A 25768-nucleotide genomic window follows, 5' to 3' on the forward strand; every position below is an offset into this window, starting at 1 on the left:
CATTACGGCTTCTTCGGCTCGGTCTTTTCCACCACCGGCGGCGGCGTGATCGGCGCGACCTTGCACCGCTTGGCGCTTGCCAGCCCGCGCAGATAGCCGCGCCGCGCGACCCCTGCGGTCACGGCCGCCTGCAACCGCCTTTCGGCGGGCGCCGCGCCGCTGATCTCGCGCACCAGTCCGCGAAACGGGATCAGCGAATTGATGACCGTGCGACCGACCGCCTCGGCGATCTTGCCGGTGCGGTTCTCGTTCTGCTCCGCGCCGACGGTGAAATCGTCGCCCAGCGCGGCGTTCAGCTCGCCCAGGCCCTCGTTGATCGCCCGGCATCCGGGTGCGGGCGGCGCGTAGGGGTTCTGGACGGCGCTTTCCAATGCCGGCGGAATCTCGTCCTTGTCCAAGCCGATGTCGCGCACCGGCTGGATGGCGACCTTCCCCGCCTTGTCCAGCGTATCGTCCTTCTTCTTGTCCGGCTCCTGCGTGCTGGCTTGCTGCGCCATGGCGACCGGCGCGAGTATGAGCAGCGCCGCAGCCGCCAGATATCTGAATGTCATGACCTGTTCCTCCCGCGCGGTGAACTGCGGCGATGGCCATCGGTTCCCGCACGTCGGGTCGAGCGCGACCGAGACAAAGCCGCGGCGCGTTGCTATCGACGCAGGCGAAGGGATAAAGCGCATGGCCGACGACCGCATCACCATCCGATCGGGCGCCCTGACCGCCACCATCGACCCGGTCGGCGCGGAACTCTGGTCGCTCGCCGACGCGCAGGGCCGCGATCTGATGACCGACGCCGACCCCGCTTTCTGGACCGGCCATGCGCCCTTGCTCTTCCCCTTCGTCGGCCGCTCGCGCGGTGACGTCTATCGGCTGGACGGCGTCGACTATCCGATGCCTCAGCATGGCTTCGCCCGCCGCCTGCCCTTCGCTCCCGTCGACCAGAGCGCCCAGGCGGTCACCTTCCGGCTGGAGGCCGATGCCGACACCCGCGCCATCTATCCGTTCGACTTCCGGCTCGACATGGATTTCGCGCTGGCGGGCGCGACGCTGATGATGACCGCCACCGTCACCAACCGGGGCGAAGCGACCATGCCGTTCAGCTTTGGCTATCACCCCGCCTTCGCCTGGCCGCTGCCCTTTGGCGGCGCGGCGGAGGATCATCGCATCGTCTTCGACCGGCCCGAACCGGCGCCGATTCGCAAGGTGGGCGACGAACCCGGCCTCATCGCGCGGGACAGCGTCCGCTCGCCGGTCGTGGGCGATACGCTCGCGCCGACCCACGCCATGTTCGATGGCGACGCGCTGATCTGGGACGATCTTGCCAGCCACGGCCTCCTTTGGGGCGTGCCCGGCCGCACGCGGCTCAAGATCGACTTTCCCGACACGCCCTGGCTCGGCCTGTGGCAAAAGCCGGGCGCACATTATCTGTGCGTCGAACCCTGGGCGGGCATGGCCGATCTGGTCGGCTTTTCCGGCGACGTCTGGGACAAGCAGGGGATCATGGCGCTGCTGCCCGGCGATCGGCGTAGTTTCCGCATGGGCGTGAGCGTCGTCGGCGGCTGACGCTTTCGCTGTCCTACAGCCGGGCGACCGCGCTACAATGGCGCGACCGCTCCTTGACATCGTCAGCCCATCGTCCCCCTCCGCGATCCTTTATGACGGGAACGCGACATAAAATATCACATCGAACGCGAAAAGTGCGAAGTTAAGCGCCGCCGCCTCGCTGGCGTCGCTGGCAAAATCGCTTATATGCGCCCCTCATGACCATTCCATCCCGCCGCACCTTCGCGATCATTTCCCACCCCGACGCGGGCAAGACCACGCTTACCGAAAAGCTGCTGCTGGAGGGTGGCGCCATCCATCTCGCCGGTGAGGTGAAGGCGCGCGGGCAAAACCGCCGCGCCCGTTCCGACTGGATGAAGATCGAACAACAGCGCGGCATTTCCGTAACCTCGTCGGTCATGACCTTCGAGCGCACCCGCGACGGCGAAACCATCACCTTCAACCTGCTCGACACGCCGGGGCATGAGGATTTCAGCGAGGACACCTACCGCACCCTCACCGCGGTCGACTCGGCGGTCATGGTGATCGACGCGGCCAAGGGCATCGAGCCGCAGACTCGCAAGCTGTTTGAAGTCTGCCGCCTGCGCAACCTGCCGATCATCACGTTCGTCAACAAGGTGGACCGCGAAGGCCGCGAAACATTCGGCCTGCTCGACGAGGTCGCCGACCAGTTGCAGCTCGATGTCTGCCCGATGAGCTGGCCGGTCGGCATGGGCGGCGAGTTCGAAGGCATATATGACTTCGCCACCGACCGGCTGATGCAGCCGACGGGGCCGTCCAGGGAATTTGACGGCACCCGCCAGCAATTTTCCGGCATCGACGATCCCAGGCTCGCCGAATTCATCTCGGAACCCGGCCTGGCCAAGCTGCGCGAGGAGGCCGAACTTGCCCAGGGCGGCTATGCCCATTTCGACCTCGCCCGCTATCGCCATGGCGATCTGACCCCGGTCTATTTCGGTTCGGCGCTCAAGCTGTTCGGCGTGACCGAACTGATCGACGCTCTGGCCGCCCACGCCCCGCCGCCCCGGCCCCAGCCCGCTCAGCCCGCCCCGGTCGAACCCGAAGACAGCGAGGTCACCGGCTTCATCTTCAAGGTTCAGGCGAACATGGACCCGCAGCATCGCGACCGCATCGCCTTCATGCGGCTGGTGTCGGGCAAGTTCAAACGCGGCATGAAGCTGACACCATCGGGTTCGGGCAAGCCGCTCGCCGTCCACTCGCCGATCCTGTTCTTCGCGCAGGACCGCGAACTGGCCGACGAAGCGCATCCCGGCGATATCATCGGCATCCCCAACCACGGCGCGCTGCGGGTGGGCGACACGTTGAGCGAAAAGCCGGGCCTGCGCTTCACCGGCCTGCCCAATTTCGCCCCGGAAATCCTGCGCCGCGTCCAGCTCAAGGACCCGACCAAGACGAAACAGCTCAGAAAGGCGCTCGACGATCTTTCAGAAGAAGGCGTCATCCAGGTCTTCTACCCCGAAATCGGCAGCAACTGGATCGTCGGCGTCGTCGGCCAGCTCCAGCTCGAAGTGCTGATCTCGCGGCTGGAAGCGGAATATAAGGTCGCGGCCGGCCTGGAGCCCTCGCCCTATGATACCGCCCGCTGGATCAGCGGCGACGACGCCGCGCTTCGCGATCTCATATCCTTCAACGGCGGCAACATGGCCAAGGATCGCGACGGCAACCTCGTCTTCATGGCCAGGAGCGCCTGGGACATCGGCTATCAGCAGGAACGCCACCCCAAGGTGATGTTCAGCGCGACGCGGGAACGCTGATCAGTTCGCTGTCAGCGTGTCCATGATCTGCCGCACCGGCGACAGGTCGTATCCCGCCGCCGCCGCCTGCGCGGCCAGCGCGTCGCCGTCATCCCCCGCCCGCGCCCGCGTCAGCGCCCATAGCAATGTGCTGCGCGTGCCTGATCGGCAATAGGCGAGCGTCTTGCCCGCGCCCGCCTGCGCCAGAGCGTCGCCCATGCCGTCGAGCTGCCAGGGCGCAAAGCCACCATGCGACACCGGCACAGCCGCATAGCCGATGCCTGCAGCCTTCGCCGCCGCTTCGATCGTCGCGCCATTGACCTGGCCGGCATCCTCGTCATCCGGCCGGTTGTTGATGATCATGGTGACGCCCAGCGCCTTGGCCGCTTCAACGTCCTCGACGCCGATCTGTGGCGACACATACAGGCTATCGGTCAACTGCCGGAACATCGTGCTTCTCCATGGCTGGGGCGTTACAGATACGGTCTTATCGCCGCGAGAAAGGCGTCGCCATAGGCATCGAGCTTTTTCTGCCCGATGCCGCTGATCGTACCCAGCTCGCGGATCGAACGCGGCCGCTGCTCGGCCATCTCGCGCAGCGTGGAATCGTGAAAAATGACATAGGGCGGCACGCCAGCGTCCTCCGCCAGTTCCCGGCGACAGGCCCGCAGCGCGTCGAACAGCGGATCGCCGATCGGATTGGCCGCGACACTCCCCTTGGCGTTGCGCCTGCGTTCGCGCTTTGGCGGCAGGACGATCCGCACCTCCTCCTCACCGCGCAGGATCGTCCGCGCATTGGGGCCGAGCATCAGCCCGCCATGTTCGGTCGTTTCCAGCGCATCGCGCACCAGCAGCGCGCGCGACACCGGGCGCAGCAACGCCGTTTCCTCCCCGGAAACGATGCCCGAAACCGACAGCTTGTCGTGGCCGCGTTCGCGCACCTTGTCGTTCGCCGCCCCGGTCAGCACCGCCTCGATATGCCCGCTGCCATAGCTTTGACCGGTGCGATAGACGGCGGACAGATATTTTCGCGCGGTCTGCGTCGCATCGACGCTGGCGGGCGGGATCAGGCAGTTGTCGCAATTGCCGCAGCTCGCGGGCGGATCTTCGCCGAAATGGCGCAGCAGGACCGCCCGGCGACATCCCCCCGTTTCGACCAGCGCGCCCAGCGCGCCGATCCTCGCCCGCTCACCCTGCCTGCGTGCGGCCTCCACTTCCATGATGCGCTGGCGCGCCCGAGCGAAATCCTCCGCACCCCAGAACAGATGCGCGCGCGCCGGCTCGCCATCGCGTCCGGCCCGGCCCGATTCCTGATAATAGCCCTCGATCGACTTGGGCAGCCCGGCATGGGCGACGAAACGTACGTCCGGCTTGTCGATCCCCATGCCGAACGCGACGGTGGCGACCATCACCATGTCCTCGCTGGCGATGAAGGCGCTCTGGTTTGTGGCGCGGACCTTGGCATCGAGACCGGCATGATAGGCCCGCACCGCTCGTCCGCTCTTGCCCAGCATGTCGGCCAGCTTTTCGGTCGCGGCCCGCGTCTGGGCATAGACGATGCCTGGCCCCGGTTCTGAAGCAACCAGGTCTGCGAGTTGCCGGCTGAGGCCATCGCGCGGATGCACGGCGTAGCGGATATTGGGCCGGTCGAAGCCCGATATGATCAGTCCGTCGCGCGGAATGCCGAGCTGGACGAGGATATCCTCGCGCGTGTGGGCATCCGCCGTGGCGGTGAGGGCCAGACGGGGGACGTCGGGAAACTCATCCAGCAATGGCCGCAGCAGGCGGTAATCGGGACGGAAATCATGCCCCCATTCGGACACGCAATGCGCCTCGTCGATCGCGAACAGCGACAGCGTCGCGGAACGCAGCAGCGACCGGAAACCCTCGGTGCTGGCGCGTTCGGGCGCGACATAGAGCAGATCGAGGTCCCCGGCCCTCAGCCGATCCTGCGTCTCGCGCCAGTCGGTATCGACGCTGGTCAGGCTCGCCGCGCGGATGCCCACCGCTCTTGCCGCGCGCAACTGGTCGTGCATCAGCGCGATCAGCGGCGACACGACGACGCAGCAGCCATCGAGCGCAACAGAGGGCAGCTGGTAACATAGCGACTTGCCTGCGCCCGTCGGCATGATCGCGAGCGTCGGCTGGCCGGCCATCACCCGGTCGACCACCGCTTCCTGCACTCCGCGAAAGGCGGAAAAGCCGAATATGTCGTGCAGCAGATTGGGGATATCGGCGCGCATTGCGTTAATGATGATGCCCGTCATGCCCCTGCGACAAAGCTTCCAGCACATCGTCCATCCGCGCCGGATCGCCCAGCGCGATGACATTGCCGTCGCTGTCGGCGCACAGCGGTTCGCCCGTCCAGTCGCACATGCGCCCGCCCGCGCCCTCCACCACCGGCACCAGCGCCGCCAGATCATGCAGCTTCAGGCCCGCCTCCACCACGATGTCGACATGGCCCGATGCGACCAATGCGTAATTATAGCAGTCCCCGCCCCACACGGTATCGCGGCACTGGCCGGCGAGACGCGCGAAATGTTCGCCGGAACAGCCTGGAAAAAGCTGCGGCGCGGTCGACGCCAATATTGCCTGGTCCAGATCGCGACAGCGACGCGTCGTGACCGGCTTGCCGTTGAAAGTGGTCGGCTGGCCGACCATGCCTGCCCATCGCTCCCCCCCGATCGGCTGGTCGATAATGCCGATCGTTGGCCAGCCGCCTTGCGTCAGGGCGATCAGCGTGCCGAAGATCGGCCGTCCGGCGATGAAGCTGCGGGTGCCGTCGATCGGATCGAGAATCCAGACTCGCTCCGCATCCTCGCGCACCGCGCCATATTCTTCGCCGATAATGCCGTCGCGGGGTCGCTCCTTCTCCAAAATTGCGCGGATCGCCGCTTCGGCCGCACGATCCGCCTGAGTCACCGGTGACTTGTCGGATTTGAATTCGGTATCGTAGCGGGCACGGAAAAAGGGACGGATCGCCGTTCCCGCCGCGTCGGCAAGGCGGTTGGCGAGGGCAAGGTCATCGCGGCTGGTCATGGCTCCGCCTAGCGTGGATCATCGTCGCGCGCTAGGCTGCCGCAAACAGTTCAATAAAGGAGAGGCCCGTGCCCGGATCGCCCATCATCCCCTGCCTGCGCTATGCCGATCCGGCGGCCGCGATCGATTTTCTGTGCGGGGCGTTCGGCTTCGATCATCACGCCATCTATGCCGACCCGAACGACCCCACCATCATCCTGCACGCTCAGCTGGCCCTGGATGACGGCATGATCATGCTGGGCAGCACCCGGCCAGCCCATGCCGGCGACCTTTACCGCTGGCGGACGGTGCGCGAGGCAGGCGGCGTGACGGGCTGCATCTATATGGTCGTCGCCGATGTGGACGCCCATGCCGAGCGCGCCGAACGGCATGGCGCAACCATATTGCGCTATCCGCACGACAATGACGGCTTTCCGGGGCGCGGCTACGAAACGCTCGACAGCGAAGGCAATGTCTGGACCTTTGGCAGTTACGATCCCTGGGCCGCGTTCACCGATTAAGCCTTCGGCAACCGACATGCGCTAGGGTCTGGCCATGGCGCTCCTGGGATGGATCATCAGCTTTGGCACATTGTTCGCGGGCCTCGCCCTGCGACAGGACATGCCTGCCGGCGGATCGACGGCGATCGCCAATGGCCTGTTCATGGCAGCCTTTCTGGCCTGCCCGACAATCTGGCAGCCAAAGCCGCTGGGCATTTCGCGCGGTCAACGGGTTGTCGCGGTGGTGGCCCTGATCCTGTGCCTGCCGATGGTCATGCTACCGGCCTGAAGTCGCGCCGCGCGACTTTTGTGGGGCAAGATAGCATCGCCAAGCGGGCCAATGCCGCTTCGCCTCTGCAAATATTCAGTCGAACAGGCTGGAAACCGAGCTTTCATCGGCGATGCGCTTGATCGCTTCGCCCAACAGCGGCGCGATCGGCAGCTGGCGGATGCGGCTGGCGCCGTTGACGCCTTCGGTGCCCAGAATCGAATCGGTGATGACCAGTTCGTGCAGTTCGGATGCTTCGACACGCGCGACCGCCCCGCCCGACAACACGCCATGCGTGACATAGGCGACGACATCCTCTGCCCCTTCGGCCTTCAGCGCGGCGGCGGCGTTGCACAGCGTACCGCCCGAATCGACGATGTCGTCCACCAGCACGCAAAAGCGGCCGCGGACATCGCCGATGATGTTCATGACTTCCGATTCGCCCGCACGTTCCCGGCGCTTGTCGACGATGGCCAGCGGCGCATTGTCGAGCCGCTTGGCGAGCGCGCGCGCGCGGACCACGCCGCCGACATCGGGCGACACGACCATGATATTCTTGTCGCCAAAACGCGCCTGAATATCGGCGGACATCACCGGCGCGCCGAACAGATTGTCGGTCGGAATATCGAAAAAGCCCTGGATCTGCCCGGCGTGCAGGTCGACCGACAGGACGCGGTCGGCTCCCGCCGTGGTGATCAGGTTGGCGACCAGTTTGGCTGAAATCGGCGTACGCGGGCCGGGCTTGCGATCTTGCCGGGCGTAGCCGAAATAGGGGATGACCGCCGTAATCCGTTTGGCCGATGCGCGCTTGAGCGCATCGATCATGATCAGCAGTTCCATGAGGTTGTCGTTGCAGGGGTAGCTGGTCGATTGCAGCACGAACACATCCTCGCCACGGACATTTTCGTGGATCTCGACGAACACTTCCTCATCGGCGAAGCGGCGGACGCTGGCGTTGGTCAGGGGGATTTCGACATAGTCGGCGATCGCGGAAGCAAGCGGCATGTTCGAATTGCCGGTCAACAATTTCATGGCGAAAATCACCCCCGTGACAAATCGGTTACGCTGCGTGAGACGCCGCCCCTTTAGCGGCGTCACGCCAAGGTGCAAAGGCGCTTTTGCGCAAGGGGGTAAAATGCTTTAGGGGCGCGCTCCATGACCGAAAAACTCGTGATCGCCCTGGCGCAGATGACCCAGTCGGTGGGCGACCTTACGGCCAATGCCGACGCTATGCTGGAATGGCGCGACCGCGCGAGCGGCGCCGACCTGATCGTCTATCCCGAACTGCAACTCATCGGCTATCCGCCCGAAGACCTGGTGCTCAAGCCCGCCCTCATCGAACGCGCCAATGTCGAACTGGACCGGCTGGCGCAGGCGACGGCGGACGGCGGCCCGGCGATGCTGGTCGGCACGGTGGTCGCCGCGCAAGGGGTGTTGTTCAACGTCGTGGCGCTGCTGGATGGCGGCGCCGTCACTGCGATCCGCCAGAAGCGCGAACTGCCCAATTATGGCACTTTCGATGAAAAGCGCCTGTTCGCGCCCGGCCCGTTGCCCGCGCCGATCGATTTTCGCGGCGTGAAGATCGGCGTGCCGATCTGCGAGGATATCTGGTTCCCCTTCGTCACCGCCCATTTGAAGGCACAGGGGGCGGAAATCCTGATCAGTCCCAATGGCAGCCCCTATGAAGTCGACAAGGATGATCGCCGCATCAACGGCGTGGCCGGCACGCGCGTGCGCGAAACCGGCCTGCCGCTGGTCTATCTCAATCGCGTCGGCGGCCAGGACGAACTGGTGTTCGACGGCGCGTCCTTCGTGATCAGCGGCACGCTGGCATTGCGCCATCAATTGCCCGACTGGGAGGAAGCGCTGGTCCTCACCACATGGGAAAAGCGCGAGGGCGCATGGGATTGCCTGCCAGGCGCGATCCATGCCCTCGATGATCGGCCGGCCGACATCTATCATGCCATGATGATCGGGCTGCGCGACTATGTGAACCGCAACCGGTTTCCAGGCGTGGTGCTGGGCCTGTCGGGCGGGATCGATTCGGCGCTGTCGGCCGCCGTTGCGGTCGATGCGCTGGGGCCGGACAGGGTATGGTGCGTGATGATGCCGTCGCGCTTCACCAGCCAGGACAGTCTCGACGATGCATTCGCCTGCGCCGACCTGCTGGGCGTGCGCTATGATTCCATCCCGATAGAGCCGGCGGTCAGCGCGTTCGACACGATGCTGGCGCCTGTCTTTGCCGCCCGGCAGCCCGACCTTACCGAAGAAAATATCCAGTCCCGCATCCGTGGGCTGACACTGATGGCGCTGTCGAACAAGTTCGGCCACATGCTCCTGACCACAGGCAACAAGAGCGAAATGTCGGTCGGCTACGCCACCATCTACGGCGACATGGCGGGCGGCTATTCGGTGCTCAAGGACGCCTACAAGACCACGGTGTTCGACCTGTCGCGCTGGCGGAACGAAAACATGCCTTCGCTGGGCATGGGGCCAGCGTTGATGGTGATGCCCGATCGCGTCATCACCAAGCCGCCAAGCGCCGAATTGCGCGAGGATCAGCGCGACGACGACAGCCTGCCGCCCTACGAGATACTCGATCCCATTCTCTATGGGCTGGTCGAAGAGGAATTGTCGGTTGAACAGCTTGCCGCCCGCGGGTTCGAGCGCGACACCGTCGCGCGTATCGAACGCCTGCTCTATGTCGCCGAATATAAACGTCGTCAGTCACCGCCGGGGGTAAAGCTTGGAACCCGCAATTTCGGCCGCGATCGCCGCTATCCGATCACCAATGCGTTTCGGACAGTCTAGCCCCCTTCCGTTCGGATCGAGCGTGCCCAGAAGCCGGTGGAGCGTTCCCGATACGCGCGAGCCGGACGGAAAGAATGTATCATGACCATTATCACCCGCTTTGCGCCATCCCCCACCGGCCACCTCCATGTCGGCAACATCCGTGCCGCGCTCCATAACTGGCTGTGGGCGCAGAAAAATGGCGGCAAGTTCATCCTGCGTCTTGATGACACTGACCTCGAACGTTCACGCGACGAATATGCCGTTTCGATCCGCGCTGACCTGCAATGGCTGGGGCTGCGGTGGGACGGCGAGGAAAAGCAGTCGGAGCGATTCGCGCTGTACGAGCATCGGTTCGAGGCGTTGCGCGCGGCGGGCCATGTCTATCCCGCCTATGAGACGCCCGAAGAGCTGGACCTGCGGCGCAAGATATTGCTCGGTCGCGGCCTGCCCCCGGTTTACGAGCGGCAGGCGCTGACGCGCGAGCAGATTGCGGCCTATGAGATGGAGGGGCGCAAGCCGCACTGGCGGTTCCGGCTCGACCATGACCGGCCGATCGCCTGGACGGACCTGATCCGCAGCGACCAGCGATTCGATCCCCGATTGCTGTCGGACCCGGTCATTCGCCGCGCCGACGGGTCCTGGCTCTACATGCTGCCATCGGTGATCGACGACATCGCGATGGGTGTCACCCATGTCGTGCGCGGCGAGGACCATGTGTCCAATACCGCGACCCAGATCCAGATGTTCGCCGCGCTTGGTGCACCCCTGCCCGCCTTTGCCCACGAAGCGTTGCTGACCGGCAGCGAAGGCAAGCTGTCGAAGCGGCTGGGATCGCTGGGCGTCGCGCATTTCCGCGAGGCGGGAATCGAACCGATGGCGATCCTGTCGCTGCTGGCGCGGCTGGGAACCAGCCAGCCGGTCGAACCTTTCATCGATACCGCACCGCTTGTCGAAACGTTCGATTTCGCTCATTTCGGCCGCGCGCCCGCGCGATTTGACGAAGCGGAACTGGCCGGGCTGAACCAGAAGATCCTGCACCATCTGCCCTATGAGGCAGTCGCCGGGCGGTTGCCGCACGGCATGGATGCTGCGGCATGGGCGGCAATCCGTCCCAATCTGGAAAGGCTCGGGCAGGCAGCAGACTGGTGGGCGATCGTCACCGGCCCCGTCGATCCGCCTGCACCTGCGGATGAAGACCGCGATTATCTGGCGGCGGCGCGAACGCAGCTGGAAACTCTTGCGTTCGACGACGGCATATGGCGCGCGTTGACCGACGCGCTCAAGGACCAGACCGGGCGCAAGGGCAAGTCGCTGTTCCTCCCCCTGCGCCGCGCCCTGACGGGCCTCGACCATGGCCCGGACATGGCCGCGCTATTGCCGCTGATCGGTAGAAAGGAAGCGCTGGCGCGGCTTAGCCGCGCATAGAGGCAAGCGCCCTGCCGACCGCCGCAATGCCTTCGGGCGCGGCGGCAAAGCCCATATGGGTGCAATCCACCTCGATCGCCAGGTCGCGCTCGCCCGCGCGGCCTGCGGCACAGGCGGGAAGCACGACGCCATCGCGCGAAGACCATAAGGCGACCGTGGGCACCGGCGGCTTTTCCTCGCGATTGCAGGCGAAAGGCGGCATATCGACGGGAAAGCCCGATATCCATTCATACAGCCGCCAGGCATGGTTGGCGCGCGGATCGCCGGAAAAGGGCGTGCCCATGGTCACCACGCCCTTCACCCGGGCAGGCGCGAATTTGGCATATTCACGCGCATATAGTCCGCCCAGGCTCCAGCCGATCAGCGTTACCGCTCGTCCCGTCTCCCGCTGCATCATCTCGGCCCGGCGGTCTATCTGTTCCAGCGTGTCGAGACGCGGCCCCAGATTGCGGCCCATGCCCCAGTCGCGAGCGACATAGCCGCCCCGTTCAAGCACCAGCCGCATCGCGCCCATGCGCTTTTCCGACGCCAATAATCCGGGGATCAGCAGCACCGGCCGCCCGTCGCCGCCCATGTCCGCGACAAGCGCGTTCATCCGCCGTCGCGTCCTTGCAATGTCCATCGGCAACCCGACATTGCTCAACAGATGGCGCAATCCCGGACGGTCGGTACGCTTCTCCCGGTGCAGATCGGCAATGACGGGAACAAGGGACGACACAGACACAGTTCCTCACGCGAACGGCAAAGATGACAGTGTCGTGACAAACGCCGATCGCGTCCACCGGTTTCATCGCTCGCGACGTACGGTTCGACGCAATGGTTCAGGGTGCGAGTAGAGAGGTCTGCCTTGCCGGTCCGCCATTCGCGCCGGGCAAGGCGCGCGGCTCCAGCAGCGCGGCTGTCTCTATGAGGTCCAGCGCGCGATGCGCCTCAAGATAGCGGCGAGCATATTGCATCCAGCGATCGGCGACGATGCGATTGGGCATCCGCTCGACTTCGGCGAAGGCGGCGGGCACGCGGCCGGCGTCGATATAGCGCAGCGCCCGGTCCAGCGCCGCCTGCGGCCGGGACGAGGGTGTGGTTGTCTTGCGCAAGGTGACGAGCGCGCGGGCCTCCCGCTCCACTGCCTGCCACCATCCGTCTCTGGCCGGGGCGCTGGTCAGATCGGTCGCCACGTCCAGCAGCCCTGCGCGCAGGTCGACCAGCGTCACCGGCTCACGCGCGGCATTGATGATCGTCGCCACCGCGCGCGGCTGCGCCTGGCCGAAGCGCAGTCGCAACTGCGCTTCGAGATAGCCCAGCGGCATTCCGCTATCGAGCGCGCGGCGCGCAGCGAAAGCGACCAGCAGCCCTTCTGCTCGGGCGGCGTTGCTCGAAGCGCCCTGCGCTTCCACGCTGATACGGTTGAGCCGCTCTTCCAGTTGAACGACACGCGTGTCGAGCAACTGGCCGACCGGTCCGGCAAGCGCCGGCTGCGATACGGCCGCGCGCCCGACGAACGGCGCAGGCACGCGCGCCGTCGGGCGCACGACATCGCCGGCCCACCACCGCTGCACATGGGGTATCGCCCATAAGGCCGCGCCCACGCCAATGCCAAAGGCAAGCAACAGCGCCAGCGCAAGCCACAGGCCACGCTGACGCCGACCGGGCGAAGCCGCGCCGCCGTCCGTCGATGCGGCGGGACCTTTGATCGAAGGGGTCTCGTCATCCATGCCGACAGATCATTTGCACAAACGCGCCGCGAGGGCCAGCATCGCGTCATCATCAGGACGCGATGCCGCGACGGCACTCGCCCAGCCGTGGCTCGCCGCGCGAAGCGCCGCCGGACTGATCGCGACCAAGTGAAGCGATGCGCGTACCGCCTCGGGCAGCAGCGCGGCCAGGCGCTGTCCGGCGCGCGGCGAATGGACGAGCGCGACCATGCCTGGCGCGACCAGCGCGGCCAGGCCGGCCGCGTCGCCCGCTTCCCGCGCCGCATAAACGGCGACGCGGGTGATCGACAATGATCCGGCGTCAAAGGGCGCACTGTCGGCTCCGGCGATATGAAGCAGCCGGCGGTGACCATCCATCGCGATACGCCGAAGGATCGCGGCGCCATCGCTATCGCCTGCCACCACATTGCCGAACCCCGCCGCCTCAAGCGCCGCAGCGGTGCGTGCGCCCACCGCATAGGATGGCAGGCCATGATAGCGCGCCAGCGCATCGCCGGCCTGCGTCACGCCATGCGCGCTGGTCAGCAGCAGCGCGTCATGATCCTGCGGCGGCGAAGGCATCCAGTCGAGCGGCGCGACGGCGAACAGGGGATAGCAGGCGCATTCCAGCCCGATCGCGGCGGCGCGCGCGGCGGTTGCGGCGGCGCCGGGCTGCGGCCGCACCACCAGCAGGCGGCTCACCCCTCGAACAATGCGCGCAGTGCCGGGCTGGCGCGATCCAGCAAGGCATGGCCCAGCGCCATTGCGGCCTGCGCATCGCCGCGAGCGACGCGGACCTGCTCGCTCACGCACTCGCTGCCATCGGCAAGCAGGATTTCGGCACGTATATGAATGTCGCCCCCGTCAATCATCGCCAGCGCGGCAATCGGCGAATGGCAGGTGCCGCCGAGCGCACGCAGCACCGCCCGTTCCGCCATCACGCAATCGAACGTGTCGCTATGGCTGATCGGCCCCAGCAGTGCGCACATCGCCGCATTGTCCGCCAGCGTTTCGATGCCAACCGCGCCTTGCGCTGGCGCGGGCAGCATCGTTTCGACCGGGATCGTCACCCCGACGTCGCTCTGCCCCAGCCGGTCCAGTCCCGCTGCCGCCAGCAACGTCGCCTGAGCTTCCCCCCCCGCCAGCTTGGCGAGCCGGGTCGCCACATTGCCGCGAAACAGGACGATCGATGCATCAGGACGGGCGCGGAGGACCTGGGCGGATCGACGCGGCGAACTCGTTCCCACCACCGCGCCGGCTGGCAAAGCGTCCAGACTGCCTGCCCCCACCAGCCGGTCGCGCACATCGGCGCGCGGCAACATCGCGGCGATCACGATCGGTTCGGGCCGGTTGGTTTCTACATCCTTCATCGAATGGACGGCGAAATCGATCTCACCCGCCATCAGCGCCCGGTCCAGTTCCTTGGTCCACAGCGCCTTGCCGCCGATGTCGGCCAATGGCCGGTCCTGGATGCGATCGCCGCTGGTCTGCACGATCACCGTCCGTATCGCCTGTTCGCCCCAGCCATGCGCGACGCACAGCGCCGCTGCGGTCATGCGCGCCTGCGCGAGCGCGAGCGCCGATCCGCGCGTACCCATGCGCAACGGGCGGTCTGGCGGAGGAAAAGGAGGAATGGACATGCGGCTTGCTCTAATCGGCACGGCCATTAGAGGGAAGCGGCAATGACGATCATCCTCGGACTGGAATCGAGCTGCGATGAAACCGCGGCGGCGCTGGTGACGGCGCGGGGGGATATCCTCGCCCATCGTCTGGCGACGCAGGAAGAGGCGCACCGCCCTTATGGCGGCGTCGTGCCCGAAATCGCCGCGCGCGCGCATGTCGAGGTGCTGACGCCGCTGATCGCGGGCGCGCTGGCCGACGCAAAGCTCACGCTCGATCAGGTGGACGTGATCGCCGCCACCGCCGGCCCTGGCCTTATCGGCGGGGTGATGGTCGGGCTGGTGACCGGCAAGGCTCTCGCCCATGCTGCCAAAAAGCCGCTGATCGCGGTCAATCATCTGGAAGGCCACGCCCTGTCGCCACGTCTTGCCGATCCGACGCTGCAATTTCCCTACCTGTTGCTGCTGGTGTCGGGCGGCCATTGCCAGCTGCTCCATGTAAAGGGGCCAGGCGCCTATGCGCGCCTCGCCACCACCATCGACGATGCGGCGGGCGAAGCATTTGACAAGACCGCCAAGCTGTTGGGCCTGGGCTATCCCGGCGGCCCTGCCGTGGAACTGGCCGCCGCTTGCGGCGATCCAGGGGCCGTCCCCCTGCCGCGGCCGCTGCTGGGAACGAGCGAGCCGCACTTTTCCTTCGCCGGCCTGAAAAGCGCGGTGATGCGCGCGGCCCAATCCGGGGCCTATCGCGTCGAGGATATCGCCGCGAGCTTCCAGCAGGCGGTGATAGACTGTCTGATCGACCGCACCGCGCGACAATTGGGGGCAGGCCTGCCGGCCAATGCGCTGGTGGTCGCGGGCGGGGTGGCGGCGAACAAGCCGATCCGCGCCGCGCTGGAAGCGCTGGCGCATCGCCACGATCTGCGCTTCGTCGCGCCGCCGCTGTGGCTGTGCACCGACAATGCTGCGATGATTGCCTGGGCCGGGGCGGAGCGCCATGCCGCCGGGCTGATCGACGACCTGACCGTACCGGCGCGTCCGCGCTGGCCGCTCGATCCCGCCGCCGAAAAGGCGCGCGGCGCGGGAGTGAAGGCATGAAAGCGGGCGTCATCGGCGGCGGTGCATGGGGCACCGCACTCGCCCAACTGCTGTCCACAGGCGGCCAGGATGTGCGGCTTTGGGCGCTTGAGCCAGAGGTGGTCGATGCGGTCAATAGCCGGCATCGCAATCCGCTCTACCTGCCCGGCACCGCTCTCCACCCGTCGATCGTCGCTACGTCCGACATGACGGCAATGGCCGATCGGGACATGCTGCTGGTGGTCACCCCCGCGCAGCATCTGGGCGCGATCGTCGCACAGGCGCCCGGGCGCACCCCGCTGGTCCTGTGCTCGAAGGGAATTGAGGCCGGAACCGGCCTGCTGATGTCGCAGGTCGCTGCCCGCGCTCGCCCTGACGCTGCCATCGCCGTCCTCTCCGGCCCGACATTCGCCCATGAGGTGGCGGCGGGGCTGCCCACCGCGGTCACGCTCGCCTGCGCCGACGCCGATCTGGCCCGCCAACTGGCCGCGCGAATCGCCCGTCCCGCCTTTCGCCCCTATCTGTCGGACGATGTGATCGGCGCCGAGGTCGGTGGTGCGGTCAAGAATGTGCTCGCCATCGCCTGCGGCGTGGCCGACGGCGCTGGCCTGGGCCTTAACGCGCGCGCATCGCTGATCAGCCGGGGCTTTGCCGAAATGACGCGCTTTGGCCTCGCACGCGGCGCACGCGCTGAAACGCTGTCGGGCCTGTCGGGCCTGGGCGATCTCGTCCTCACCTGTTCCTCGACCAATTCGCGAAACTTCTCGCTCGGCAAGGGGCTGGGCGAAGGGCAGAGCGCCGCCGACCTGCTGGCCAACCGCCACACCGTGGCGGAAGGGGCCTTCACCGCGCCCGTACTGCGCGATGCCGCGCGCGACGCGGGCGTGGAAATGCCGGTGGTCGAAGCGGTGTGCGCGCTGCTGGAAGATCGCGCGCCGATCGCAACGATCATCGACGCGCTGTTGTCGCGCCCGCTGCGTCCTGAATAATATTTCGCCCTGCGCCCGATAATCCCTTACAGTTAAAGATCGGCACCATGGCAAACGAGGGCAAAGGGGGATTTTTGGCGACATCGGCGCCTCCTGCGCGGGACAGCGCGGCTCCGGCCGCCGGCGAGGATATCGCCGCGCTCGCCAGGGGCGGGCGCACCAACGTCATCGGCTTCCTGCTGCGGCTCGCCGCGCGTCTTCCTTTCCTGTTCATCGCCGGGCGGATCTATGGCGCGGATGCGCTGGGGCGCTTCGCCTATGCGGTGCTGGTGGTGGAATTCGCCGCGCAGCTCGCCACCCTTGGCCTCAAGCGCGGCCTTGCCGGCGCACTGGCCCAGACCGAACGACCCCATGCCCATGTCGTGACCGACGCGATGGTTGTGACATTGGTCGCTTCGTTGCTGGCGGGGGGCGCGCTGGTCGCTTTTCCCCAGGCGATGTTCCCCAATAGCGGCATCAACGGTTTCGACCGGCTGCTGCCGCTGATCGTCATCGCTGTCGCGCTGTCCGATGTCGCGCTCGCCGCCTGCGCCTATCGCTTCGATGTCGGCGCGACCGTGCGCGCACGGTCGATCATCGAACCATGGACGATCAGCATCGGCACCTTCGGCTTTGCCTTTTACTCCACTCGCGACGGCCTCATCCTCGCTTATGTGCTCTCGATGGTCGCCGCCCTGATCGCCTCGATCAGCCCGCTCGCCCGCCATTACGGCCTGCCCCAGGGCTGGCGGCCCGACCCTGGCCGCTTATGGCGGCTAGCCCGCCGCAATCTGCCGCTCGCGGCGGCCGATGGCGTCGAATGGGGCTCGCGCCGGCTTGACCTTGCGATCCTCGGGTTGTTTTTCAGCCCTGCCGTGATCGGCATCTACTACGTCGCGCAACAGGTCGCCTCGCTGCCGCAAAAGCTCAAGACCAGTTTCGACCCGATCCTGGGCCCGGTCATCACCCGCAACCTTGCCGAAGGCAATCTGGCCGCCGTCGCCCGGCAGGTCAGCCAGGTGGGTTTCTGGATCATCGCCGCGCAGGCGGGCATCGCCCTCGCCCTCGGCATTCCCGGCGAAGCCGTCATGGGACTGGTGGGTCCCAATTTCGTCGGCGGCACCGGCGCTCTCGCCTTCCTGCTGCTGGCCGAAGTCGTCGCCGCCACCGCCGTCGTCAGCGAAGCGGCGCTGGTCTACATTGCCCGGCTGCGCAACCTGATGATCTCGATATTGATGATCGCGCTCCAGGCGATCCTCAGCTTCGTTCTGGTCCTGCTTGCGCGGCGCATGGGCTATACCGACATGGTTGCCGCCGCCGCACCCGCGCTCGCCCTGTGCATCGCGCTGGGCGTCGGCGCGCTGATCAAGGCGAAGCTGCTTGCCGGGCTGCTCGGCGAGCCGATCCGCGTGTGGCGCTGGCCCCTGCTGAGCGCCGCCGGCCTCGCCTGCATCGTCGGCGCGGGGTTCGTGGCGCTGCCGCCGCGCTTTGAATGGATCGAACTGGTGTTCGGCATCGCGACGATCCTCGCGGCCTATGCTCTCGTCATCTGGCGCTGGGGCTTTGGCCCCGCCGACCGGACGCTGTTCAGGAGAGGGTGATGATCGGTATCTGGCTCGCTCTGCTAGTGATCGGACCGGAAGCAGCTGCATCGACGGGATGTAGCCCTCCGCGACCCATTGGCGGTGAGTGGGTGCTCGATTCCGATTATCCCGAAGAAGCGAGGCGCGCCGGCATATCAGGAGCCGTCGGCATCATGCTCCAGGTCGACAATCGGGGTTGCCCGACCGGGTGCGAATTCATCGCCTCATCCGGTTATCGCATTCTGGACGACAAGACCTGCATGTTGATGATGACGCGCGCACGCTTCAGGCCGACACTCGATGAAAATTGGAAGCCCATCCCTTCGACCTGGAGGCGCACTGTCTATTGGCGTCTGTAAGACAGGTTCCTTCGCTGCCCAAGTCATGACCGCTCAGCCGAACAGCGCGTCGCGGATCCTGTTGAGGTCGGCCTCAGGCCGCGCGCCATAGTGCGAAATCACTTCCGCCGCCGCCGCCGCGCCCAGCTTGAGGCAATCTTCGACCCCGCGCCCGTCGATATGCGCGGCCAGGAAGCCGGCGGCGAACAGGTCGCCCGCGCCGGTCGTGTCTACCACCTGCGCCACCGGCGCGGCGGGAACCTCGTACCGTATGCCGTCCACTACCGCGATCACACCCTTTTCGCTGCGCGTCGACACCAGCACCGGCACCTTTGCCGCAACCTGCGCCACCGCCGCGTCGAAATCGTCGATCTGCACTAGCGACTGGACCTCGCCCTCGTTGGAAAAGAGGATGTCGATCAGACCCTGGTCGATCAGGTCAAGGAAATCGGCACGATGACGGTCGATCACGAAATTGTCCGACAGGGTGAAGGCCACCCGCCGGCCCGCGTCGCGCGCGGCGGCGATGGCGGCGCGCATCGCCGCGCGCGGCTGCTGCGGGTCCCACAAATAGCCTTCCAGATAGAGTATACCCGCCGACCGGATGAGATCCGCGTCGATCGCGGTAGCCGGCAGATATTGCGATGCGCCCAGGAAAGTGTTCATCGTCCGCTGCGCATCGGGCGTCACCAGGATCAGGCAACGCGCGGTCGGTTCGTCGCCGCTGAGCGGCGCGGTCGCGAAGCGCACGCCCAGCGCGCGGATGTCATGCGCGAACACGGCGCCAAGCTGGTCGTCATTGACCTGGCCGATGAAGCCGCAATTCTTGCCCAGCGCCGCCAGCCCGGCCAGCGTATTCGCCGCCGATCCGCCGCTCGTTTCGATCGCCGATCCCATGTCGGCATAAAGCTGCTCGGCCGTGGCCGCATCGATCAGCTGCATCGCGCCCTTGTTCAATGCATGCTGGGCGAGAAAGGCGTCGTCGCTGCGGGCGATGACGTCGACGATCGCATTGCCGATGGCGACGACGTCGATGGTTGCGGGCGTCGGTTCGGTCAAGGGTCATGTCCTTCGCAGCGGGAGAATGGCGGCCTCTCTATCGGCGGCCGGTGCCTCGCGCAACCGCACGGATTGACGCGGCCGACGGTGAGCGGGATAGGTGCCGGAATGATCCTGACAGCGTTGCTCCGGGCCTTTCCCCAGATATTCACGCCGCAGGCCCGCGGCCTGCTCGCCCGCACGCTGTTGCTGACGCTGCTGGTATTCGCCATGCTGGGCGCGGGACTGTGGTGGGGCCTGCGCGCGTTGATCGCTTGGGCAGGCTGGGCACAGGGCGCGGGACTGGCCGGCGCGGCAGCCGCCGCGATCCTCGGCATCGTGGCCTTGTGGTTGTTGTTTCGCGTGGTCGCGATGGCGATACTGGGCTTTTTTTCCGACAGCATCGTCATCGCCGTGGAGACCCGCGACTATCCCGCCGCAGCGGTAACCGCCCGACCGGTCAGCTTTGGCGGCGGCCTGCGGTTCGCGTTCCGTTCGGTTGCGCGCACGGTCGGCTGGAACCTGTTGTTCCTGCCGCTTTACCTGCTGCTGCTGGTCACCGGCATCGGCACCGCGATCATCTTCCTTGGCCTCAACGCCTATCTGCTCGGCCGCGACCTTGCCGAAATGGTCGAGCCGCGCCATCCCGACCTGCCGCCGATCGCCGGCACCCGGCGCTGGCTGATGGGGCTCGCCTCGGCGCTTCTGTTCCTGTTGCCCGTCGTGAACCTGCTTGCGCCGATCTGGAGCGCGGCTATGGCGGTCCACATGCTGCACGGTCGCCGGAGGACCATCCCATGAACCGCATCGCCAGCGTCGTTGCGCTATCACTGTTGCTGTCGGCCTGTGGCGGCGCGATCCCCGGCCCCCAGCCGATCGGCGTCCCGCCGGGCGGGCCGCCGGCCAGCGCGTTTCAGCAGGTGGGGCCGCTCATGGGCATGGATGCGCGCCGGCTGACCCAGATGTTCGGCACGCCCCGGCTCGACATTCGCGACCGCACGGTGCGCAAGCTGCAATTCGCCAACGGCCGCTGCGTGCTCGACGCCTATCTCTATGCCCCGGCACTGGGGAAGGAGCCGGTGGTCACGCATGTCGATGCGCGCTCGCCCGCCGGCGCGGATGCCGACGTCGCCGCCTGCACGACGATATTGCGATCGAAATGATCGCCGCGGCATGACCCGCCTGCGCGCATTGCTCGATCCCTTCCTGCTCGCGTTGATGGCCACGATGCTGTTGGCATCGCTGTTGCCGGCGCACGGAGCGGGCGCACCGATCGCAAGCGGCCTGGCCGACGCCGGCATCGTCCTGCTGTTCTTCCTCCACGGCGCACGCCTCTCGCGCACCGCGATATTGAGTGGGGCACGGTCATGGCAGTTACATCTGGCGACGCTCTCCAGCACCTATATGCTGTTCCCCCTGCTCGGCCTTGCCATCGCGATGCTGCCTGGCGTGCCGCCGCTGGTCGGGGCGGGGATGCTGTTCCTCACGCTGCTGCCTTCGACCGTCCAATCCTCGATCGCCTTTACCGCCATCGCCCGCGGCAATGTCGCCGCCGCAGTGGTCAGCGCGTCCTTTTCCAATCTGATCGGGCTGTTCCTCACGCCGCTGCTGGTCGCGCTGCTGATGCGCGGCGGGACCGTGGCCGGGCCTTCGCTCGATGCGATCGAGGCGATCCTGCTGCAACTGTTGCTGCCCTTTGTCGTCGGGCATCTGCTGCGGCCCTGGCTCGGCAGCTTCATCACCCGGCACAGGGGACTGCTGGCCAAGGTCGATCGCGGGTCCATCCTGCTGGTGGTCTACGCCGCTTTCAGCGCGGCAGTGGTGGAAGGGCTGTGGCGGCGGCTGTCGGGCGCTGAACTGGCGCTGATGGCGGCGCTGTGCGTTGCGCTGCTGGCGTTGGTGCTGGGCGCGACCTTCCTGCTCGGACGCATGCTCGGCCTGCCCCGCGCGGACGCCATCGTGCTGCAATTTTGCGGCTCGAAAAAAAGCCTGGCGTCGGGCGTGCCGATGGCTGGGGTGCTGTTTCCCACGGCGATGGTCGGCCCGATCCTGCTACCGCTGATGCTTTTCCACCAGATCCAGCTGATCGCCTGCGCGATCCTTGCCCGCCGCTATGCCGCCGCAGCCGAAGTCATGGCGGACCCACCAGCCCGCCCTGCCAGATAATCGCCACGAAGATCGCGACGCGAATCGCGATGGACGCAATGCTGCGACAGCGCCATGCTGCGTCGGACATTTCTGGCCGGCGCGGATCATTTTCGCGGCTGCTTCGTCTGACAGGAAATAGACAGGAGCCGCCATGACCATTGACGATATCAGCCGGCGGGGCATTCTTAAGGGCGGTAGCGCGCTGGCTGTCGCAATGCCGGCCATCGCCTCGGCGCAGGCAAAGGTACCGAACGGCTCAGCGGGAGGCAAAATGACGTCGGTGACGATGACAATCAACGGCGAGGATCGTCATCTCGACCTCGACCCGCGCACGACGCTGCTCGACGCGTTGCGCGAACATCTGCACCAGACCGGCACCAAGAAAGGGTGCGATCACGGCCAGTGCGGTGCCTGCACCGTGATCGTCGAGGGGCGGCGAATCAACAGCTGCCTGACGCTCGCGGTCATGCATGATGGCGACAGCGTCACCACGATCGAGGGGCTGGGCAGCCCCGACAAGCTTCACCCGATGCAAAAGGCGTTCATCGTCCATGACGGCTATCAGTGCGGCTATTGCACGCCAGGGCAAATCTGTTCGGCGGTTGCCATGCTGGACGAAATCGAGGCCGGCATCCCGAGCCATGTCACCGACGATCTGGAAAAGGTGCGCTTTTCCGACGACGAGTTGCGCGAGCGGATGAGCGGCAATATCTGCCGTTGCGCCGCCTATCCCAACATCATCGCGGCGATACGCGATGTCGCCGGGAAGGATGCAGCGTGAAAACGTTCCACTATCATCGCGCCACCAGCGTCGAGGATGCGATCGACGCCGCTGCCCAGACGCAAGGCGCGCGCTTCGTCGCCGGCGGCACCAACCTGCTCGATCTCATGAAATTGCAGATCGAAACGCCACCCGCGCTGATCGACGTCAATCGGCTGGGTCTCGACAAGGTCGAACGAACCGACGGCGGCGGACTGCGCATCGGCGCGCTGGTGCGCAATACCGATCTTGCCGCCGACGCCGTCGTTCGTCGCGACTATGCCGTGCTGTCGCGGGCGCTGCTGGCCGGGGCATCGGCGCAGCTTCGCAACAAGGCGACCACGGCGGGCAATCTGCTGCAACGGACACGCTGCCCCTATTTCTATGACATGCGGATGCCCTGCCACAAGCGCAGGCCGGGCAGCGGCTGCGCAGCCTTGAAAGGTTTCAACCGCAATCTGGCGATCCTGGAAACAAGCGATTCCTGCATCGCCACGCATCCATCGGACATGGCGGTCGCGATGCGGTTGCTGGACGCTGGTGTCGACACGATGGCGCCGGACGGCATGCGCAGGACCATCCCGATCGCCGATTTCCACCGCCCGCCAGGCGACACGCCACACGTCGAAACCGCCCTGAAGCCTGGAGAACTGGTGGTGTCCATCACCCTGCCCCCACCCGTCAGGGGCCGCCACGTCTATCGTAAGGTGCGCGACCGCGCCTCTTACGCCTTCGCGCTGGTTTCCGTGGCCGCTGTGTTCGGCGAGGACGGAACGGCCCGATTCGCCTTCGGGGGCCTGGGCACCCGTCCCTGGCGCGCCGCCGCTGCGGATGCCGCGGCATCATCGGGAGCAAAGGCAGTGGCCGAAGCTGCACTCGCAGGGGCGCGCACGACCGATCAGAATGATTTCAAGAAGGTCCTGACGGCGCGTACGCTTGCATCGGTCTTTCGCGCGCAGGAGGCACGGGCATGAAGTTCGACACGCCGGCCACCACCAACCCGATCGATCAGGAGCGCGTCATCGGCAGGGCGCATGACCGGATCGACGGCCCGGCGAAGGTCACGGGCCGTGCGCCTTATGCCTATGAACGCCATGACGCCGCTCCCAACCCCGCCTATGGCTGGATCGTCGGATCCGCCATCGCCAAGGGGACTGTCGGCGCGATCGACACGCGCGACGCGCAAGCCGCGCCGGGCGTATTGGCGGTCATCACGCACGCCAATGCCGGCAAGCTCGGCAAGGGGAACATGAACACCGCGCATCTGCTGGGCGGCCCGGCCATCGAGCATTTCGAACAGGCGCTGGCGCTTGTCGTCGCCGACACGTTCGAAAACGCCCGCGCCGCCGCCGCGCTGGTGCGTATCGATTACAAGCCCGAACAGGGGCGGTTCGATCTGGCGGCCGAACGGGACCGGGCGGTGAAGCCGACGGGCGACTCCTACGCCGGCCGCCCCGATACGGCGACCGGCGATTTCGATACGGCTTTTCACAAAGCGACCGTCAGGGTCGACCAGACCTATTCGACCCCTGACCAAAGTCACGCGATGCTGGAACCGCATGCGACCACAGCGGCTTGGAAAGATGACCAGCTGACCTTGTGGACCGCCAACCAGATGATCGCCTGGAGCCTTGGCGACGTCGCCAGGACGCTTGGCATCCCCAAGGAAAAGGTCCGCCTCATATCACCCTATATTGGCGGCGGTTTCGGCGCGAAACTGTTCCTGCGCACCGACGCGCTGCTGGCGGCGCTTGGCGCAAAAGCGGTCGGGCGCCCGGTGAAGGTTGCGATTGCCCGGCACCAGATTCCCAATAACACCACCCATCGCCCCGCGACCATCCAGCGCATCCGGCTGGGGGCGAATGCGGATGGCGTGATCGACGCGGTCGGGCATGAGGTCTGGTCGGGCGATCTGCCCGGCGGCGAGGCGGAAATGGCAGCGGCGCAGACGCGGCTGATGTATGGCGGGGCCAATCGCATGACCGCCCACCGGCTCGCCACGCTCGACCTGCCTGAGGGAAATGCGATGCGCGCGCCCGGCGAAGCGGTCGGCATGCTGGCGCTCGAAGTGGCAATGGACGAGCTGGCCGAAGCATGCGGCGTCGATCCGGTCGAACTGCGCATTCGCAACGATGTGCAATATGATCCCGAGGCAGGACCCCAGCGGCCCTTTTCCAGTCGCAAGCTCGTCGAATGCCTGCGCCAGGGGGCCGAACGGTTCGGTTGGGCAAGACGCAATCGCCAGCCAGGGCAGGTCCGCGATGGTCGCTGGCTGGTCGGCATGGGGATGGCTGCGGCCTTCCGTAACAATCTGACCACCAAGTCCGGCGCGCGCGTCGGCATCGACGCGCAGGGGCGGGTGACGGTCGAAACCGACATGACCGACATCGGCACGGGCAGCTACACGATCATCGCCCAGACCGCTGCGGAAATGATGGGCGTCGAACTGGACGATGTCATCGTCCGGCTGGGGGACAGTCGCTATCCTGTTTCCGCCGGATCGGGCGGACAATGGGGGGCGAACAGTTCGACTGCGGGCGTCTATGCCGCCTGCGTCGCGCTACGCGCCAAGGTCGCCGAGCAGGCGGGCTTTGCGGTGGAAGAGGCGCTGTTCGAGAATGGCCTGGTCCGCAGCGGCAACAAATCGCGCAAACTGGGTACGCTTGCGGGGCGCGAGGGGATCTGGGCCGAAGACAGCATGGACTATGGCGATCTCGCCGAACGCTATGCGCAGGCAACCTTCGGCGCGCATTTCTGCGAGGTCGGGGTCGATATCGACACGGGCGAAGTGCGGGTGCGCCGCATGAGTGGTGCGTTCGCTGCCGGCCGCATACTCAATCCCAAGTCGGCGCGCAGCCAGGTGATCGGCGCGATGACCATGGGGGTGGGGGCGGCCCTGATGGAAGAACTGGTGGTGGACAAGCGCTTTGGCTTTTTCGTCAATCACGACATGGCCGAATATCATGTCCCGGTCCATGCTGACATTCCCCACCAGGACGTGCTGTTCGTCGATGAACTCGACGACAAAAGTTCACCGATGAAAGCCAAGGGGGTCGGGGAATTGGGCATATGCGGCGCCGGTGCAGCGGTGGCCAATGCGATCTACAATGCCACCGGAATTCGCCTGCGCGACTATCCGCTCACACTCGACAAGCTGTTGGCGGCCGCAGCGGGAACGGCGCTCGCCTGAGCGTCTGTCTCGAAATGCGCTCTTTCGCACATTTCGAGACA

General features: G+C 66.3%; 26 protein-coding genes. 16 read left to right on the top strand and 10 right to left on the bottom strand.

The annotated features are described in order from the left end of the window. Window positions 1–2: 2 nt before the first annotated feature. Window positions 3–551: a hypothetical protein gene (locus WG908_RS03930; RefSeq protein WP_340185261.1), complete on the bottom strand. Its 549-nt coding sequence runs from the start codon at window positions 549–551 to the stop codon at window positions 3–5. 121 nt (window positions 552–672) lie between these two features. On the opposite strand from WG908_RS03930, the gene WG908_RS03935 reads away from it, so the two are divergent. Together WG908_RS03935 and WG908_RS03940 are read left to right on the top strand one after the other, a co-directional pair. Further along, window positions 673–1557 carry an aldose 1-epimerase family protein gene (locus WG908_RS03935; protein WP_340185262.1) on the top strand — a complete coding sequence of 295 codons (885 nt, stop codon included), beginning with the start codon at window positions 673–675 and terminating at the stop codon, window positions 1555–1557. 197 nt (window positions 1558–1754) lie between these two features. Then, a complete protein-coding gene (locus WG908_RS03940; protein ID WP_340185263.1) occupies window positions 1755–3332 on the top strand; it encodes a peptide chain release factor 3 in 1578 nt (525 codons plus the stop codon). On the opposite strand, the gene WG908_RS03945 is transcribed toward WG908_RS03940, so the two are convergent. Genes WG908_RS03945 through hisN form a run of 3 tightly spaced genes read right to left on the bottom strand, consistent with a single transcriptional unit; the run spans window position 3333 to window position 6350 of the window. Next, the gene (locus WG908_RS03945; RefSeq protein WP_340185264.1) at window positions 3333–3761 is read right to left on the bottom strand and encodes a protein tyrosine phosphatase family protein; all 429 of its coding nucleotides are present in this window, start codon (window positions 3759–3761) and stop codon (window positions 3333–3335) included. A 23-nt stretch (window positions 3762–3784) separates the two neighbouring features. Continuing rightward, complete coding sequence (gene recQ, locus WG908_RS03950) at window positions 3785–5554, bottom strand: DNA helicase RecQ (protein WP_340185389.1); 1770 nt, start codon at window positions 5552–5554, stop codon at window positions 3785–3787. A gap of 4 nt (window positions 5555–5558) precedes the next feature. Then, entirely contained in the window at window positions 5559–6350 is a 792-nt protein-coding gene (gene hisN, locus WG908_RS03955; RefSeq protein WP_340185265.1) for a histidinol-phosphatase, read from the bottom strand. A 68-nt stretch (window positions 6351–6418) separates the two neighbouring features. On the opposite strand from hisN, the gene WG908_RS03960 reads away from it, so the two are divergent. Then, window positions 6419–6850 carry a VOC family protein gene (locus WG908_RS03960; protein ID WP_340185266.1) on the top strand — a complete coding sequence of 144 codons (432 nt, stop codon included), beginning with the start codon at window positions 6419–6421 and terminating at the stop codon, window positions 6848–6850. Window positions 6851–6884: 34 nt separating this feature from the next. Next, on the top strand, window positions 6885–7118 hold the full coding sequence (locus tag WG908_RS03965) for a hypothetical protein (protein ID WP_340185267.1): 234 nt from the start codon (window positions 6885–6887) through the stop codon (window positions 7116–7118). Window positions 7119–7193: 75 nt separating this feature from the next. Here WG908_RS03965 and WG908_RS03970 read toward each other — a convergent pair whose 3' ends face one another. Next, a complete protein-coding gene (locus WG908_RS03970; RefSeq protein WP_340185268.1) occupies window positions 7194–8129 on the bottom strand; it encodes a ribose-phosphate pyrophosphokinase in 936 nt (311 codons plus the stop codon). Between the two features lie 123 nt (window positions 8130–8252). On the opposite strand from WG908_RS03970, the gene WG908_RS03975 reads away from it, so the two are divergent. Both WG908_RS03975 and gltX read left to right on the top strand, forming a co-directional pair. Next, entirely contained in the window at window positions 8253–9908 is a 1656-nt protein-coding gene (locus WG908_RS03975; protein WP_340185269.1) for an NAD+ synthase, read from the top strand. A gap of 81 nt (window positions 9909–9989) precedes the next feature. Next, entirely contained in the window at window positions 9990–11315 is a 1326-nt protein-coding gene (gltX, locus tag WG908_RS03980) for a glutamate--tRNA ligase (protein WP_340185270.1), read from the top strand. Here gltX and WG908_RS03985 read toward each other — a convergent pair. The 4 genes from WG908_RS03985 to hemC form a co-directional block, all read right to left on the bottom strand. After that, window positions 11302–12033: an esterase/lipase family protein gene (locus WG908_RS03985; protein ID WP_340185271.1), complete on the bottom strand. Its 732-nt coding sequence runs from the start codon at window positions 12031–12033 to the stop codon at window positions 11302–11304. The two genes, gltX and WG908_RS03985, sit on opposite strands and share 14 nt — an antisense overlap. A gap of 103 nt (window positions 12034–12136) precedes the next feature. Further along, window positions 12137–13027 carry a hypothetical protein gene (locus tag WG908_RS03990; RefSeq protein WP_340185272.1) on the bottom strand — a complete coding sequence of 297 codons (891 nt, stop codon included), beginning with the start codon at window positions 13025–13027 and terminating at the stop codon, window positions 12137–12139. 9 nt (window positions 13028–13036) lie between these two features. Then, entirely contained in the window at window positions 13037–13708 is a 672-nt protein-coding gene (locus tag WG908_RS03995; RefSeq protein ID WP_340185273.1) for a uroporphyrinogen-III synthase, read from the bottom strand. Continuing rightward, window positions 13705–14646 carry a hydroxymethylbilane synthase gene (gene hemC, locus WG908_RS04000; RefSeq protein ID WP_340185274.1) on the bottom strand — a complete coding sequence of 314 codons (942 nt, stop codon included), beginning with the start codon at window positions 14644–14646 and terminating at the stop codon, window positions 13705–13707. Before hemC ends, WG908_RS03995 begins: the two co-directional genes overlap by 4 nt. A 42-nt stretch (window positions 14647–14688) precedes the next feature. On the opposite strand from hemC, the gene tsaD reads away from it, so the two are divergent. Genes tsaD through WG908_RS16530 form a run of 4 tightly spaced genes read left to right on the top strand, consistent with a single transcriptional unit; the run spans window position 14689 to window position 18612 of the window. Then, window positions 14689–15723, top strand: a complete 1035-nt coding sequence (gene tsaD / locus WG908_RS04005) for a tRNA (adenosine(37)-N6)-threonylcarbamoyltransferase complex transferase subunit TsaD (RefSeq protein ID WP_340185275.1) — start codon at window positions 14689–14691, stop codon at window positions 15721–15723. After that, window positions 15720–16691, top strand: coding sequence for an NAD(P)H-dependent glycerol-3-phosphate dehydrogenase (locus WG908_RS04010; RefSeq protein WP_340185276.1), 972 nt, complete (start codon window positions 15720–15722; stop codon window positions 16689–16691). The genes tsaD and WG908_RS04010 overlap by 4 nt, the downstream gene beginning before the upstream one ends. A gap of 47 nt (window positions 16692–16738) precedes the next feature. Next, window positions 16739–18271, top strand: a complete 1533-nt coding sequence (locus WG908_RS04015) for a lipopolysaccharide biosynthesis protein (RefSeq protein ID WP_340185277.1) — start codon at window positions 16739–16741, stop codon at window positions 18269–18271. Beyond that, on the top strand, window positions 18271–18612 hold the full coding sequence (locus WG908_RS16530) for an energy transducer TonB (protein WP_445326656.1): 342 nt from the start codon (window positions 18271–18273) through the stop codon (window positions 18610–18612). The genes WG908_RS04015 and WG908_RS16530 overlap by 1 nt, the downstream gene beginning before the upstream one ends. 33 nt (window positions 18613–18645) lie before the next feature. On the opposite strand, the gene WG908_RS04020 is transcribed toward WG908_RS16530, so the two are convergent. Continuing rightward, window positions 18646–19650, bottom strand: coding sequence for an adenosine kinase (locus WG908_RS04020; RefSeq protein ID WP_340185278.1), 1005 nt, complete (start codon window positions 19648–19650; stop codon window positions 18646–18648). Window positions 19651–19758: 108 nt separating this feature from the next. Here WG908_RS04020 and WG908_RS04025 point away from each other — a divergent pair, with 108 nt between their 5' ends. The 6 genes from WG908_RS04025 (at window position 19759) to paoC (ending at window position 25727) form a co-directional block, all read left to right on the top strand. Then, window positions 19759–20430 (top strand): EI24 domain-containing protein, encoded by a 672-nt coding sequence (locus tag WG908_RS04025; RefSeq protein ID WP_340185279.1) that lies wholly within the window; start codon window positions 19759–19761, stop codon window positions 20428–20430. Beyond that, a complete protein-coding gene (locus WG908_RS04030; RefSeq protein WP_340185280.1) occupies window positions 20427–20792 on the top strand; it encodes a hypothetical protein in 366 nt (121 codons plus the stop codon). Before WG908_RS04025 ends, WG908_RS04030 begins: the two co-directional genes overlap by 4 nt. 10 nt (window positions 20793–20802) lie before the next feature. Next, entirely contained in the window at window positions 20803–21795 is a 993-nt protein-coding gene (locus tag WG908_RS04035; protein ID WP_340185281.1) for a bile acid:sodium symporter family protein, read from the top strand. A gap of 133 nt (window positions 21796–21928) precedes the next feature. After that, on the top strand, window positions 21929–22558 hold the full coding sequence (paoA, locus tag WG908_RS04040; protein WP_340185282.1) for an aldehyde dehydrogenase iron-sulfur subunit PaoA: 630 nt from the start codon (window positions 21929–21931) through the stop codon (window positions 22556–22558). Beyond that, window positions 22555–23511, top strand: coding sequence for an FAD binding domain-containing protein (locus WG908_RS04045; RefSeq protein ID WP_340185283.1), 957 nt, complete (start codon window positions 22555–22557; stop codon window positions 23509–23511). Before paoA ends, WG908_RS04045 begins: the two co-directional genes overlap by 4 nt. Next, the gene (gene paoC, locus WG908_RS04050) at window positions 23508–25727 is read left to right on the top strand and encodes an aldehyde oxidoreductase molybdenum-binding subunit PaoC (protein WP_340185284.1); all 2220 of its coding nucleotides are present in this window, start codon (window positions 23508–23510) and stop codon (window positions 25725–25727) included. Before WG908_RS04045 ends, paoC begins: the two co-directional genes overlap by 4 nt. Window positions 25728–25768 lie beyond the last annotated feature (41 nt).

Origin of the sequence: Sphingobium anseongense (genome assembly GCF_037725245.1) — a bacterium.
Lineage (GTDB): Bacteria > Pseudomonadota > Alphaproteobacteria > Sphingomonadales > Sphingomonadaceae > Sphingobium.

Coding starts and splice junctions, on each gene's coding strand:
- WG908_RS16530 (WP_445326656.1), top strand. CDS start 18,271: ATGATCGGTATCTGGCTCGCTCTGCTAGTGATCGGACCGGAAGCAGCT.
- hisN (WP_340185265.1), bottom strand. CDS start 6,350: ATGACCAGCCGCGATGACCTTGCCCTCGCCAACCGCCTTGCCGACGCG.
- WG908_RS04010 (WP_340185276.1), top strand. CDS start 15,720: ATGAAAGCGGGCGTCATCGGCGGCGGTGCATGGGGCACCGCACTCGCC.
- WG908_RS03970 (WP_340185268.1), bottom strand. CDS start 8,129: ATGAAATTGTTGACCGGCAATTCGAACATGCCGCTTGCTTCCGCGATC.
- paoA (WP_340185282.1), top strand. CDS start 21,929: ATGACCATTGACGATATCAGCCGGCGGGGCATTCTTAAGGGCGGTAGC.
- tsaD (WP_340185275.1), top strand. CDS start 14,689: ATGACGATCATCCTCGGACTGGAATCGAGCTGCGATGAAACCGCGGCG.
- paoC (WP_340185284.1), top strand. CDS start 23,508: ATGAAGTTCGACACGCCGGCCACCACCAACCCGATCGATCAGGAGCGC.
- WG908_RS03990 (WP_340185272.1), bottom strand. CDS start 13,027: ATGGATGACGAGACCCCTTCGATCAAAGGTCCCGCCGCATCGACGGAC.
- WG908_RS04015 (WP_340185277.1), top strand. CDS start 16,739: ATGGCAAACGAGGGCAAAGGGGGATTTTTGGCGACATCGGCGCCTCCT.
- WG908_RS03935 (WP_340185262.1), top strand. CDS start 673: ATGGCCGACGACCGCATCACCATCCGATCGGGCGCCCTGACCGCCACC.
- WG908_RS04030 (WP_340185280.1), top strand. CDS start 20,427: ATGAACCGCATCGCCAGCGTCGTTGCGCTATCACTGTTGCTGTCGGCC.
- WG908_RS04035 (WP_340185281.1), top strand. CDS start 20,803: ATGACCCGCCTGCGCGCATTGCTCGATCCCTTCCTGCTCGCGTTGATG.
- hemC (WP_340185274.1), bottom strand. CDS start 14,646: ATGTCCATTCCTCCTTTTCCTCCGCCAGACCGCCCGTTGCGCATGGGT.
- recQ (WP_340185389.1), bottom strand. CDS start 5,554: ATGCGCGCCGATATCCCCAATCTGCTGCACGACATATTCGGCTTTTCC.
- WG908_RS03945 (WP_340185264.1), bottom strand. CDS start 3,761: ATGTTCCGGCAGTTGACCGATAGCCTGTATGTGTCGCCACAGATCGGC.
- WG908_RS03975 (WP_340185269.1), top strand. CDS start 8,253: ATGACCGAAAAACTCGTGATCGCCCTGGCGCAGATGACCCAGTCGGTG.
- WG908_RS03930 (WP_340185261.1), bottom strand. CDS start 551: ATGACATTCAGATATCTGGCGGCTGCGGCGCTGCTCATACTCGCGCCG.
- gltX (WP_340185270.1), top strand. CDS start 9,990: ATGACCATTATCACCCGCTTTGCGCCATCCCCCACCGGCCACCTCCAT.
- WG908_RS04025 (WP_340185279.1), top strand. CDS start 19,759: ATGATCCTGACAGCGTTGCTCCGGGCCTTTCCCCAGATATTCACGCCG.
- WG908_RS03965 (WP_340185267.1), top strand. CDS start 6,885: ATGGCGCTCCTGGGATGGATCATCAGCTTTGGCACATTGTTCGCGGGC.
- WG908_RS03940 (WP_340185263.1), top strand. CDS start 1,755: ATGACCATTCCATCCCGCCGCACCTTCGCGATCATTTCCCACCCCGAC.